Raw genomic sequence first — 12,393 nt, forward strand, 5'->3', positions numbered from 1 at the left:
GCGGCGGGGCGTCGGCGACCCGTCGCGGCCGGTCAGCGACCCGGCCGGGCGCCGTGCTTCCAGTACCCGCAGAACGCGATGTCGGTCTTCGCGACGCCCTGCGCGACGAGGTGGCGGCGCACGCCCTGCGGCAGGGCCTGCTCGCCGACCACGAACGCGTACGGGCGGCCCGCCGGCAGCGTCGCGGCGGTCACGGTGCGCAGGGCGAGCGCGCCGGGCACCGCGTGCGGGTCGTCCCGCACCAGCCAGCGCACCTCCACCCCGTCGGGGGCGTCGAGCGGCTGGACGTCCTCGCGCGTCGGCACCTCCAGGAACGCCAGGCCGCGGGCGTCCCGGGGGAGTGCGGCGAGCACGCCGGCGGCGGCCGGGAGGCCGGACTCCTCGGCGACGACGAGCGTCCAGTCGTGCGTGCCGTCCGCGGCGAACGTCGTGCCCTCGTCGAGCAGCGCGACCGGGCTGCCGACCTCGCAGCGCGCCGCCCAGCCGGCCGCGCTGACCGTGCCGGGGTGCAGCTCGCCGTGCGCCACCAGGTCGATGTCCACCTCCCCGGGCCGGGTCGCCCGCACCGTGTAGTTGCGCAGCAGCGGACGCCGCGACTCCGGCATCGTCAGGTAGCGCGCGTAGCCCTTGAGGTCGACGCCCGGCGGCAGGTGCAGCGCGTCCTGCCCGGGCCGCGGCACGAACAGCCGGAACCACTGGTCGGCGCCGCGCGGCACGAACGCGTCGCCGAGCTCCCCGCCGCCGACGGTCACGCGCAGCATGTGCGGGGTGACGCGGGTGCGGGCGAGCACCTCGCCGCGCAGGAGGGTCTGGTCCACGGGCTTGAGCAGGGTGCTGGATCGGGTCACGGGAGGTCCTCGTCGTCGGGCCGGTGCCGTCGGGCGGCGGGAGCGGGTGGGGAGCGGCCGGTCAGCGCAGCAGCAGCCACGTGGCGAGCGTGACCGCCCACGTCGTGGCGACCAGCGCGGAGTCGCGGTGCCGCCACGGGACGCGGTACCGCTCGGTGCGGGTGGGATGGGCACCGAACGCGCGGGCGTCCATCGCGAGCGCGACCCGCTCCGCGTGCCGCAGCGCCCCGGCGAGCAGGGGGACCGCGTAGCCGACGTACCGGCGCAGGTCCGCCACCGGCCCGGTGCCGGTGTCGGTGCCGCGGACGCGGTGCGCGGCGCGGATGACCGCGAGCTCGTGCCCGAACCGCGGGACGAACCGGAACGCGGCGAGCGCCGTCCACCCCACCCGGTACGGCACGCGCAGCTGCTGCTGCGACGCACGCACCAGGTCCGGGCCGGTCGTGGTCAGACCGCCCACCGACGTCAGGAGCAGCACCGCGTAGAGCCGCGCGACCGTCCCGAGCCCCTCGACGAGCGCCGCCTGCGTGTACGTCCACGACCCCAGCCGGACCAGCACGGGCGAGCCCGTCGTCGTGCCGGGCGCGACCCACAGCCCGAGGGCCGCACCGACGACGGCCGCGGCGAGCGGTGCCGCCACGAGCAGGCCGGCCAGGACGCGCGGCCGCAGCCCCGCTCCGACGACGAGCAGCACCGCCGCCACCCCGCCCAGGACGAGGGCGGCGGCCGCCTCGTGCCAGACGACCAGCAGCACCGCCGCGGGCAGCGTCGCGGCGACCTTGGCCAGCGGGTTCAGCCGGCGCAGGAACCCGGGGCGCACGTCCGGCGCCCACGCCCGGGCGACCGCCACGGCCGCGCTCACGCGCCCGCCCCCACGGTCGCGCCCGCGCCACGGTCCGCCGCCGCCGGGGCCCCGGGGTGCGGGAGGTCCGCGAGCCGCGTCACCGCGCGCCACGCGGGGTGGCGCCGGACCTGGCGCGTCGCACGCGCGAGCGGGGGTGGCAGCAGGCCGGCGTCCTCGAGCGCGGTCCCCGCGAGCACCGCGGACGTCGGCCCGGTGGTGACCAGCCGTCCCTCGTGCAGCACCGCCACGTGCGTGGCGTGGTCCGCGACGAGCTGGAGGTCGTGGGTCACCAGCAGCACGGTCGTGCCCTCGGCGACCAGACGCTCGAGGAGGGCGAGCAGCTCCGCCGCGCGCTCCCGGTCCTGGCCGTACGTCGGCTCGTCGAGGACGAGCACGCGCGCGCCGGTCACGAGGGCCGTGCCGACGGAGAGGCGGCGCTTCTGCCCACCGGACAGCAGGAACGGGTGCACGTCGCGCTCGGCGGTCAGGTCGAGGCGGCGCAGGAGGTCCTCGACGGCGGCGGCGACCGTCGCGTCGTCCGCACCCTGCAGGCGCAGCCCGTGCGCGAGCTCGTCGGCGACGGTGCCGCGCACGAGCTGGTGCTCGGGGTTCTGGAACACGAACCCGACGTGCCGCACGAGCGTGCGGGGCGGGGTGCGCGCCGGGTCCACGCCGGCGACGCGCACCGTGCCGCGCGGCGGGGGCACCACGCCCGCGACCGCCTGCGCGAGGGTCGTCTTGCCGGCGCCGTTGACGCCCACCAGCGCGAGCACGGCACCCGCGGGGACGTCGAGGTGCACGTCGTCGAGCACCGTCCGTCCGCCGCGGCGCACCGTCAGCCCCCGGACCTGCACGACGGGGTCTGCGGCGGCGGCCGGGGTCGGGGCCGCCGCGGCCGGCGCGGGGAGCTCGTCGCACGCGTCGAGCGCCGTCGCGAGCTCGGCCGCCGTCAGGGGGAGCGGGTCCAGCGCGACGCCCGCGCCGCGCAGCCGCAGGGCCGCGAGCGTCGCGACGGGCAGCCACACCCCGAGCGCCGCCACCTCCTCCGCGCGGTCGGCGAGCACCTCGCGCGTCGTCCCGTCGAGCGCGTACCGGCCCGCGCGGTCGAGGACGACGACCCGGTCGACGAGGTCGACCGCCGCGTCGAGGTCGTGCTCGACGAGGACGACCGCCCGCGTGCCGTCCGCCACCACGGCGCGCAGCGCGGCGTACACCTCCTGCGTCCCGACCGGGTCGAGGTTGGCCGTCGGCTCGTCCAGCACGAGGACCGGCGAGCCGAGCGCGAGCGCGCACGCGATGGCCAGGCGCTGACGGCCCCCGCCGGACAGCGCGTCGGGCGCCTCCGTGCGCCGCTCCCACAGGCCCACCGCCCGCAGCGCGCGCTCGGCGCGGTCGAGCACCTCGTCCGCCGGGACGCGCAGGTTCTCGGGGCCGAAGCACACCTCGTCCAGCACGGTGCCGGTGACGACCTGGGCGTCGGGGTCCTGGAACACCATCGCCACGTGCTCCGACAGCCGCGCGACCGTCGTCGACGTCGTCGCCGTGCCGTCCACCACCACGCGGCCCTCGAGGTCCGCCGGCACCGCGTGCGGGACCAGCCCGTCGAGCGCCAGCGCGAGCGTGGACTTGCCCGAGCCGCTGGGGCCGAGCAGCAGCACGACCTCCCCGGGCCGCACCGCGAACGTCACGCCGTCGGGACGCCAGGCCGTGCGGCCCTCGTGCCGGATGCGGACGTCCTCGACGCGGACGCTCACGGGGCCGGCAGCGCGGGTGCGGCCTCGGCAGAGGTGGTCCCCGCGCGGTCGCCGGGGGCGGCCGCGGCCGTGCGGCGGCGGTCCTCCGGCAGGCGCAGCCCGCGCATGGCCCCCGTCTGGGCGAGGCGGGCGGCGACGACGCGCGCGAGCCACGTGAACAGCAGCATCGTGCCCAGCAGGAGCGTCGGCAGCGCCACCTGCGCCCACACCTGGTAGCCGCCGATGTCGTAGTAGGTCCACCACGTCCAGGTGTAGAACGCGGTGCCGACGAGCGGGGCGACGTAGAAGACGGGCGCGCGCCACCACCGGTACCCGAGCAGCGCGAACGGCACCTCGAGCAGCACCGCCACGTACAGCCAGCCGTAGAGGGTCGTGAAGCTGCCCGGCACGAACGGGGCGGCGGCCACGGCCGCGAGCATGGTCGACAGGAAGCCGACGCCCGGCCGGCGGAACGCCGCCAGCGCGATCGTGCCCGGCAGCAGGTAGAAGCCGGCGGCGAGCCCCATGAGGAAGGGCGCCGCGGTCGCGAGGGTCGTGAACAGGTAGAAGCTCGGGATGCCGACGAGCCCGCCGCCGACGCCGATCGCGGCGCAGGACAGCAGCAGGCGGGTGCTCCAGCGGGTCATCGCCGTTCCTCCGGTCGTGGCCGGCCGTGGCCGGGTCGGGCCTCCGCACGGTGCGGGCCCGCGCAAGTGTGAGGTAAGGCTCACCTCAGCGTCAACGGGCTGTCCGCGAGGCGCATCCCTGGCGGGGGTCCGCGCCCTGCGGGAGGATCGGCCCATGGCCTTCTCGCAGTCCGGTCGCATCCCCAGCACCCCGACGCTGCCCACGGGTGAACCGGTGGCGTCGTACCGCACCTACCTCGAGGCCCAGAAGGCGGTCGACCTGCTCGCCGACAAGGCCTTCCCGGTGCAGCACGTGACGATCGTCGGCACCGACCTGCGCATGGTCGAGCGCGTCCTGCGCCGCCTGTCGTACCCCAGCGCCGCCCTCGGCGGTTTCGCCTCGGGCGCGTGGTTCGGCCTGTTCGTCGGCCTGCTGCTCACGCTCTTCTCGCCGCCGAACAGCGCGAGCGTCCTGCTGCCCGCCATCCTCTTCGGCGGGGCGTTCGGCCTGCTGTTCTCCGTCATCACGTACGCGATGACGCGCAACCGCCGCGACTTCGCCTCGGCCAGCCAGATCGTCGCGTCCTCGTACACGGTGCTCTGCCACGAGGAGCACGCCCACCGCGCGCGGTCCATCCTCCAGGAGGTCGGCGGTGTCGTGGGCGGCGCCGCCGCGGCGCCGAGCGCGCCCGTCGGCCCGCCGCCGTCGGACCCGGCCGCCCACTACCCGGTCCCCGGGGGCGCGCAGACCGGTGGGGCCCCGCACCCCGGACCGACGCACCCCGGCCCGACGCACCCCGGACCGACGCACCCCGGCCCGACGCAGCCCGGCACGCCGCCGCCGAGCGGGCCGCAGCCGCCGCCGCAGGCCTGAGCCGCGACGCACCGACGGGCCGTCGCCCCCCGCGACCGGGGGACGGCGGCCCGTCGTCGTGCGAGGGCTCCGGCGCTCAGCCCTCGCGCAGCGCCGCCATCCACTCCTCGACGGCCGCGGGGTCGCGGGGGAGCGCCGCGGACAGGTTCTCGTTGCCGTCGGCCGTGACGAGCACGTCGTCCTCGATGCGCACGCCGATGCCCCGCAGCTCCTCGGGCACCAGCAGGTCGTCGGACTTGAAGTACAGGCCCGGCTCGATCGTGAACACCATGCCCGGCTCCAGCACGCCGTCCAGGTACAGCTCGCCGCGGGCCTGCGCGCAGTCGTGCACGTCGAGCCCCAGGTGGTGGCTGGTGCCGTGCACCATCCAGCGGCGGTGGTGCTGGTTCTCCGGCAGCAGCGACTCCTCGGCGCTCACCGGCAGCAGGCCCCAGTCGGCCAGCCGGGCGGCGAGCACGCGCATCGCCGCGTCGTGCACCTCGCGGAAGCGGGCGCCCGGCACCGCCGCGGCGAACCCCGCGTCGGCCGCGTCCAGCACCGCCTGGTAGACGCGGCGCTGCACGTCGGTGAACGTCCCGTCGACGGGCAGCGTCCGCGTCACGTCCGCGGTGTACAGCGAGTCCGCCTCGACCCCCGCGTCGATGAGCACGAGCTGACCCGGCACCACCCGGCCGTCGTTGTCGGTCCAGTGCAGCGTCGTCGCGTGCTCGCCCGCCGCGGCGATCGTCGTGTAGCCGACGTCGTTGCCCTCCTGCCGGGCGTGCCCGATGAACGTGCCCTCCAGCACCCGCTCACCCCGGCGGTGCGCGACCGCGTCCGGCAGGGCGCGGACCATCTTCGCGAAGCCCTCGACGGTCGCGTCCACCGCCTCGCGCAGCTGCTCGACCTCGTACGCGTCCTTGACGAGCCGCAGCTCCGACAGCGCCTCCGCCAGCCGCTCGTCGCGCTCGCCCGACGCCTCCTGCGCGCGGATCTCCTCGACGACCGCCTCGACCGTCGGGTCCGCCTCGGGCACGACGAGCAGCTCGACGCCGCCGGCGCCCACGTCCTTGGCGAGCGCGTCGCGCAGGTCGTCCAGGTGCGCGGTGCGGATCCCGGTGGTCGTGGCGACCTCGTCCAGCGTCGGCCGCGCGCCCACCCAGAACTCCCCGTAGCGCGAGTCGGAGAAGAACTCCGGGGTGTCACGGCCCGCGAGCGGGTTCATGTACAGCACGGCCCGGTGCGCCGAGCCGTCGTCGCCGGTGCCGTCGTCCACGGGGTGCAGGACGAGGACGGCGTCGGGCTCCTGCTCCGTGCCCAGGCCCGTCAGGTGCGTGAAGGCGGCGTGCGGCCGGAACCGGTAGTCCGTGTCGTTCGAGCGCACCTTGTACGTCCCCGCGGGCACGACCAGCCGGGCGCCGGGGAACTGCGCCGACAGGCGCGAGCGGCGCGCGGCGGTGAAGTCCGCCGCGGGGGAGCGCTCCGCACGCCCCGCGGGCCGCTCGCCCCACCCGGAGGAGATGAACTCGAGGAACCGCTCCGACCGCGGCCGGTGCGACCGGTTCGCGTTGCGCTCGGCCAGGTCCTGCTCGTCGGCCGACGCCGGAACGGACGTCTCGGGGGTCAGGGTCTCGGGGGTCACGTCGTCGGCGCTCACCCGTCCAGTCTGCACCGTCCGGGGCGTGGACCGGCAGGAGGGAGCGGCCAGGTCCCACGGTGCCCGCGCGCCGCACGACTAGCGTTCGGCTGGTGCGCATCGACCTCCACACGCACTCGTCCGCCTCCGACGGCACCGAGCGCCCCGCGGACCTCGTCGCCTCGGCGCGTGCCGCCGGGCTCGACGTCGTCGCCCTCACCGACCACGACACCACCGCGGGCTGGGACGAGGCCGCCGCCGCCGCCCGCGACCTCGGCATCGGGCTCGTCCGCGGCACCGAGGTCTCCGCGCGCTCCCGCGGCATCAGCGTCCACCTGCTCTGCTACCTGCAGGACCCGGCGCACCCCGCGCTCGCGGACGAGCTGGCCCGGGCGCGGGACTCGCGGGTGCACCGGGCCGAGCGCATGGTCGAGCTGCTCGCGCGCGACGTCCCGATCACCTGGGCCGACGTGCTCGAGCAGGCGCGCGACGCCGTCGTCGTCGGCCGCCCGCACATCGCCGACGCCCTCGTCGCCCGCGGGGTCGTGCCCGACCGGGACGCCGCCTTCGCGCACCTGCTGGCCACGGGCGGGCCGTACCACGTGGACCACTACGCCCCCGAGGCCCCCGACGCCGTCGCCGCGATCCGCGCCTCCGGCGGGGTGCCCGTCTTCGCGCACCCGGGCGCCGACGCGCGCGGCCGCATCGTGCCGGAGCGCGTGTTCGACGAGCTCGCCGAGGCCGGTCTGGCCGGGGTCGAGGTCCACCACCGCGACCACACGCCCGCCCAGCGGGAGCGGCTCGCCGGCATCGCCGCGCGCCTCGGCCTGCTCGTCACCGGCTCGAGCGACTACCACGGGGACGGGAAGGCCAACCGGCTGGGGGAGAATCTCACCGACCCGCAGGTGCTGACCGCGATCGCGGAGCAGGGGACGACGGAGGTGGTGGCCGCGTGAGCGGCGTGCTCGACGTACAGCTGTTCATCTCGGCCTTCGTGACCCTGTTCGTCATCATGGACCCGCCCGGGACCGTGCCGATCTTCCTCGCCCTGACCGGGTCGATGACCCGGCAGCAGCGGGCGCGCGCGGCGCGGCAGGCGATCCTCGTGGCGTTCGGCGTGATCGTCGGCTTCGCGCTGTTCGGGCGGTCGCTGCTCGACTACCTGCACGTGTCGCTGCCCGCGCTGCAGGCCGCGGGCGGTCTGCTCCTGCTGCTCGTCGCGATGGAGCTGCTGACCGGCAAGATGGACGGCTCCGACACCGAGCTCGGCACGCAGGGCAACGTCGCGCTCGTGCCGTTGGGGACGCCGCTGCTCGCCGGGCCCGGCGCGATCGTCGCGACGATGGTCTTCGTGCAGCAGGCGTCGGAGCCGCCGCACTGGGCGGCGATCGCGCTCGCGGTCGTGCTGGTGCACCTGTGCCTGTACCTGTCGATGCGGTTCGCGAACGCCATCCACCGGGTCCTCAAGGACTCCGGGACGATGCTCGTCAGCCGCATCGCCGGTCTGCTGCTCGCCGCGATCGCCGTGCAGCTCCTCGCGGACGCCGTGATGGCGTTCGTGCGCGGCGAGGCCTGAGCGCCGGCACGGACCGGCCCGTCGGGCTGCGGCCCCCGGCACGTCCGGCGGCGGACCACCGCCGGACGCAGCACGGCCCCGGTCGGGACTCCCGACCGGGGCCGTGCGTGCGTGCGCCGGACGCGTCAGGCGTCGGCGGGCGTCGCCTCGGGTGCCGTGCCCGCGCCGTCGCCCGAGCCGCCACGGCCACGGCGACGACGGCGGCGTCGGGGCTGGCCGCCCTCGCCCGTGCCCTCGCTCGTCGCGGCGTCGGCGGTCGCCGGGGCGCTGCTCGTGGTCGCGTCCGCCGCGCCCTCGCCGGCACCGCCCTGACCGCCCCGGCGGCGGCGCCGGGAACGGCCCTCGCCCGCGCCCTCGCCGGACGACCGCTCGCCGGACGGCTGCTCGCCGGACGGCTGCTCGCCGGACGACTGCTCGCCGGCCGGCTGCTCGTCGGACCGCCGCTCGCCGGCCGGACGCTCGCCGCGCCCGCGGCCCTCGCCGCGCTCGCGCCCCTGGCCCCGACCACGGCCGTCGCCGCCGTCGCGCGCCGGGCGGGCGCCGCCGCCGCGCTTGCCGGTCTCGCCGACGTCCTCGAGCGTCTCCGCCTGCAGGCCGGCACGCGTGCGCTGGTCGCGCGGCAGGCGGCCCGTGACGCCCTCGGGGATGTCGAGGTCGGTGTGGATGTGGTCGGACGACGAGTACGTCTCGACCGGCTCGGGGATGCCCAGGCCGAGCGCCTTGTCGATGAGGCCCCAGCGCGGCAGGTCGTCCCAGTCGACGAACGTCACCGCGGTGCCCTTGTTGCCCGCGCGGCCCGTGCGGCCGGTGCGGTGCAGGTAGGTCTTCTCGTCCTCGGGGCACTGGTAGTTCACGACGTGCGTGACGTCCTCGACGTCGATGCCGCGCGCCGCGACGTCGGTGGCGACGAGGACGTCGACCTTGCCGTTGCGGAACGCCCGCAGCGCCTGCTCGCGAGCGCCCTGGCCCAGGTCGCCGTGCAGCGCGCCGGCCGCGAAGCCGCGCTCGACGAGCTCGTCGGCCACCTTGGCGGCGGTGCGCTTGGTGCGGGCGAACACGATCGTGAGGCCGCGGTCGCGCGCCTGCAGGATGCGGGCGAGCAGCTCGACCTTGTCGAGCGCGTGCGCGCGGTACGCGACCTGCTTGATGTTCTTGACCGTCTGGCGGCCGTCGTCGTCGGGGTCCTGCGCGCGGATGTGCGTCGGCTGCGACATGTACCGGCGGGCCATCGCGACGACCGCGCCCGGCATCGTGGCCGAGAACAGCATCGTGTGGCGCGTCGGCGGGGTCGCCGCGAGCAGCTTCTCGACGTCGGGCAGGAAGCCCAGGTCGAGCATCTCGTCGGCCTCGTCGAGCACGACCTCCGAGACGTGCTTGAGGCGCAGGTGCCGCTGGTTGAGCAGGTCGATCATGCGGCCCGGCGTGCCGACGACGACGTCCGCGCCGCGCTGCAGCGCCTCGATCTGCGGCTCGTACGCGCGCCCGCCGTAGACCTGCACGATGCGGACCTTGCGCCGGGTCGAGGCCATCGCGAGGTCGCCGGCCACCTGGACGGCCAGCTCGCGCGTCGGCACCACGACGAGCGCCTGCGGCTCGCCGGGCGCGGCGAGGCGGTCGTAGCCCTCCTCGCCGGGGGCGACGACGCGGTGCAGCAGCGGGACGCCGAAGCCGAGCGTCTTGCCCGTGCCCGTCTTGGCCTGGCCGATGATGTCGTGGCCCGACATCGCGACCGGCAGCGTCATCGCCTGGATCGGGAACGGCTGGCTGATCCCGGCGGAGGCGAGCGCCTGCACGATCTCGGGGCGGATGCCGAAGTCGGCGAAGGAGGCGTCCACGGCCTGCACGGAGGCGGCGCGGCGGGTGCCGGTGGGTACGGCGGTGGGGACGGCGTCGGCGACGGTGCGGTGCTCGTCGGTCGTCTCGTCCGCGGTGTGGTCGGGGGTGGCGGCCGGGACCTGCTCGGCCGCGTCGTCGTTCACGGTGGTGTCGGTGCTCACGCGGGACTCTTCACTGGGCGGGCGGGGCGGCTCACGCACCGGGCGGGGCCGGCCGGGCGCGGGGCGTCACGGCGGCCCGGCGGCGGGCGGAACGGCGCCACGCGGGTTGGCCGGCAGCCGATCGTGGAGGTCTCCTCGCGAGCGCGGGCCGCGGCAGAGCCGCTGCGGCCGCGTCGTGCGAGGTGGTCCGCGAGGACCGGGGGAACAGGACGACCGGGCAACCGATGTACGGGTTGTACCCGGCCACTCTACAGGTCGGGTCCTCGGCCGCCCGGGTGGGCGCCCGGGCACGGCGTTAGGATCCGCGGATGACCTCCGACGCCGGCAACGCCGCCCCTGTGCCGTCCGACGCCCCGGCGCCCGCGCGCTCGTCGAACCGCGCCCCCGGCAAGGGCGCCGACGGCCCCGGTGAGGCGGCGCCCGAGACGGCGGACGCCGTCGAGGTCCTCGGCCTCGTCGCCGCCCTGGAGCACCAGGCGTTCGCGCGGCTCGCGGCGGACAGCGCCGAGGCCCCCGACCTCGAGCAGTCGCTCGCGCTCAGCCGGTTCGCCGCGCGCTGCGGCGAGCGGCGCGACCGTGTGCTCGCCCGCATCACCGAGCTCGGCGGCGACCCGGTGGCGGCGCTGGGCCGGTTCGACCGCGTGCTCGAGGACTTCGACACGCGCACGCCGCCGAGCTCGTGGTCCGAGCGGCTGCTCAAGGCCTACGTCGGCTACGGCGTCGCCGACGACTTCTGCCGCCTCGTCGCCCGCGGGCTCGACCCCCGCTCGCGCGAGCTGGTCGCGGAGGTCCTCGGCGACGCCTCGCACGCCGAGCTGGCCGTGCGCGAGCTCGACGCCGCGTGCGCGCAGGACACGGTGCTCTCGGCACGGCTCGCGCTGTGGGGGCGCCGCCTCGTCGGCGAGGCGCTCGGCGTCGTGCAGCGGCTCGTGCAGCGGCCCGGGGTCGCCCGGGTGCTCGACCGCGCCGAGGTGGCGGCACCCGAGCAGGAGACGCCGGCGACCGTGTTCAACGAGCTCACCGCCGAGCACACCCGGCGCATGTCCCGGCTGCACCTGACCGCCTGAGCGGCGCCGGCGAGCGCGGCCGGACGCCCCGCCGCGGACGTGACGACGCCCCGGCGGACAGGTCCGCCGGGGCGTCGTCGCGTCGTGGTCAGAGCGTGCCGAAGCCGACGCGCCCCTTCGTCTCGACGCCGATCTCGACGTAGCCGACCGCGGCGGACGGCACGATCACGCGCCGGCCGCGGGTGTCGGTCAGCTCGAGCGTCGTCGACGTGCCGGTCAGCGCGTCCTTCACCAGGGCCGCGATCTCGTCGGCGCCCCTGTCCGACTCGAGCGTGATCTCGCGCGGCAGGTTCTGCACGCCGATCGTGATCTCCACGGGTACTCCTCCGAACGCCGGGGCCCCGTCGCAGGTGGACGGGAGGGTCGCGCTCGATCCTAGGCGTCCTCGTAGACGAAGTCCGGCCGGACGAGCCCGGCGACCCCGCGCCACGCGAGGTCCGAGACCAGGTCGACGACGCGCTCCGTGCCGTCCTCGGGGCGGTGGCGCAGCCAGTAGGTCGCCGCCCCCTGCGCGGTCGCCACGAGCGCCGCGGCGAGGACGTCGGCGTCGGCGCGCTCGCGGCCGGTCACGTCCACGAGCACCTCGGCGATGCGGCGCGTCGTCTCCGCCGTGGCGTGCTGGACGCGGCCGCGCACCTGCGCGTCGTGCGTCACGTCCGACTCGAACAGCAGCGTCGAGGACTCGCCGGCCAGCTGCACGAACGCCAGGTAGGCCTGCACGATGGCGGCCACGACCGCGCGGCCGGCGCCGCGCTCGACCGGGCCGGCCTCGAGGGGCGCGACCGCGCGTTCCACCGCGGCGAGCAGGTCGGCGCCCTGGGCGTCGACGACGGCCAGGTACAGGTCCAGCTTCGAGGGGAAGTGCCGGTACAGGACCGGCTTGCTGACCTCGGCACGGTCCGCGATGTCGTCCATCGAGACGTGGTGGAAGCCCTCGGAGGCGAACAGGTCGCGTGCCACCTCGAGCAGCTGACCGCGCCGGTCCGCCCGGGACATGCGCGTGCCGCGCACCGCGCGAGGACGCGCCGTGCCGGGGGAGTCGGGCGCGGGGTCCGCGCCGACCGGCAGGTCCGGGGGCTCGGTCATGGCGGCGATCGTACTGACGCGTACCGACACGTTCCGGGCCGTCCACCATGCGCGACCCGTGGTCCCGCCGGGGTGTCGGCCGGCGCGACGGGGAGCCGCACGGGAGGTGTCGGTGGGCCGTGGTGGG

12 protein-coding genes are annotated in these 12,393 nt (G+C 76.7%); 4 read left to right on the plus strand and 8 right to left on the minus strand.

All coding sequences use genetic code 11. The annotated features are described in order from the left end of the window. Positions 1–32: 32 nt before the first annotated feature. The 4 genes from FB586_RS10640 to FB586_RS10655 form a co-directional block, all read right to left on the minus strand. On the minus strand, positions 33–848 hold the full coding sequence (locus tag FB586_RS10640; protein WP_136519291.1) for a siderophore-interacting protein: 816 nt from the start codon (positions 846–848) through the stop codon (positions 33–35). 61 nt (positions 849–909) lie between these two features. Then, positions 910–1,710, minus strand: coding sequence for an energy-coupling factor transporter transmembrane component T family protein (locus FB586_RS10645; RefSeq protein WP_246036690.1), 801 nt, complete (start codon positions 1,708–1,710; stop codon positions 910–912). Continuing rightward, positions 1,707–3,446, minus strand: coding sequence for an ABC transporter ATP-binding protein (locus tag FB586_RS10650; RefSeq protein WP_136519292.1), 1,740 nt, complete (start codon positions 3,444–3,446; stop codon positions 1,707–1,709). The genes FB586_RS10645 and FB586_RS10650 overlap by 4 nt, the downstream gene beginning before the upstream one ends. Beyond that, entirely contained in the window at positions 3,443–4,072 is a 630-nt protein-coding gene (locus tag FB586_RS10655) for an ECF transporter S component (protein ID WP_168800523.1), read from the minus strand. The genes FB586_RS10650 and FB586_RS10655 overlap by 4 nt, the downstream gene beginning before the upstream one ends. Positions 4,073–4,226: 154 nt before the next feature. On the opposite strand from FB586_RS10655, the gene FB586_RS10660 reads away from it, so the two are divergent. Further along, the gene (locus FB586_RS10660; protein WP_246036691.1) at positions 4,227–4,925 is read left to right on the plus strand and encodes a YflT domain-containing protein; all 699 of its coding nucleotides are present in this window, start codon (positions 4,227–4,229) and stop codon (positions 4,923–4,925) included. Between the two features lie 76 nt (positions 4,926–5,001). Here the strand turns inward: FB586_RS10660 and FB586_RS10665 are convergent, their stop codons facing one another. Beyond that, positions 5,002–6,561, minus strand: coding sequence for an aminopeptidase P family protein (locus FB586_RS10665; protein WP_370741064.1), 1,560 nt, complete (start codon positions 6,559–6,561; stop codon positions 5,002–5,004). 92 nt (positions 6,562–6,653) lie between these two features. Between FB586_RS10665 and FB586_RS10670 the strand changes: the two genes are divergently transcribed. Both FB586_RS10670 and FB586_RS10675 read left to right on the plus strand, forming a co-directional pair. Then, positions 6,654–7,496, plus strand: coding sequence for a PHP domain-containing protein (locus FB586_RS10670; protein WP_136519294.1), 843 nt, complete (start codon positions 6,654–6,656; stop codon positions 7,494–7,496). Further along, entirely contained in the window at positions 7,493–8,116 is a 624-nt protein-coding gene (locus FB586_RS10675; protein WP_136519295.1) for a MarC family protein, read from the plus strand. The genes FB586_RS10670 and FB586_RS10675 overlap by 4 nt, the downstream gene beginning before the upstream one ends. A 125-nt stretch (positions 8,117–8,241) precedes the next feature. Here the strand turns inward: FB586_RS10675 and FB586_RS10680 are convergent, their stop codons facing one another. Continuing rightward, complete coding sequence (locus FB586_RS10680; RefSeq protein WP_370741065.1) at positions 8,242–10,113, minus strand: DEAD/DEAH box helicase; 1,872 nt, start codon at positions 10,111–10,113, stop codon at positions 8,242–8,244. A gap of 308 nt (positions 10,114–10,421) precedes the next feature. Here FB586_RS10680 and FB586_RS10685 point away from each other — a divergent pair, with 308 nt between their 5' ends. Next, positions 10,422–11,180 (plus strand): ferritin-like fold-containing protein, encoded by a 759-nt coding sequence (locus tag FB586_RS10685; RefSeq protein ID WP_136519296.1) that lies wholly within the window; start codon positions 10,422–10,424, stop codon positions 11,178–11,180. 88 nt (positions 11,181–11,268) lie between these two features. Here the strand turns inward: FB586_RS10685 and FB586_RS10690 are convergent, their stop codons facing one another. Both FB586_RS10690 and FB586_RS10695 read right to left on the minus strand, forming a co-directional pair. Further along, positions 11,269–11,496, minus strand: coding sequence for a DUF3107 domain-containing protein (locus FB586_RS10690; RefSeq protein ID WP_136519297.1), 228 nt, complete (start codon positions 11,494–11,496; stop codon positions 11,269–11,271). Positions 11,497–11,555: 59 nt separating this feature from the next. Next, complete coding sequence (locus tag FB586_RS10695; protein ID WP_136519298.1) at positions 11,556–12,266, minus strand: TetR/AcrR family transcriptional regulator; 711 nt, start codon at positions 12,264–12,266, stop codon at positions 11,556–11,558. Between the last annotated feature and the right edge of the window lie 127 nt (positions 12,267–12,393).

The organism is Cellulomonas telluris (assembly GCF_004886325.1).
GTDB classification, from domain to species: Bacteria; Actinomycetota; Actinomycetes; order Actinomycetales; family Cellulomonadaceae; genus Cellulomonas; species Cellulomonas telluris.

What these genes read in the sequence shown, in the direction of transcription:
- FB586_RS10660 (WP_246036691.1), top strand. Translation starts at nt 4,227, where the DNA reads ATGGCCTTCTCGCAGTCCGGTCGCATCCCCAGCACCCCGACGCTGCCC.
- FB586_RS10685 (WP_136519296.1), top strand. Translation starts at nt 10,422, where the DNA reads ATGACCTCCGACGCCGGCAACGCCGCCCCTGTGCCGTCCGACGCCCCG.
- FB586_RS10655 (WP_168800523.1), bottom strand. Translation starts at nt 4,072, where the DNA reads ATGACCCGCTGGAGCACCCGCCTGCTGCTGTCCTGCGCCGCGATCGGC.
- FB586_RS10695 (WP_136519298.1), bottom strand. Translation starts at nt 12,266, where the DNA reads ATGACCGAGCCCCCGGACCTGCCGGTCGGCGCGGACCCCGCGCCCGAC.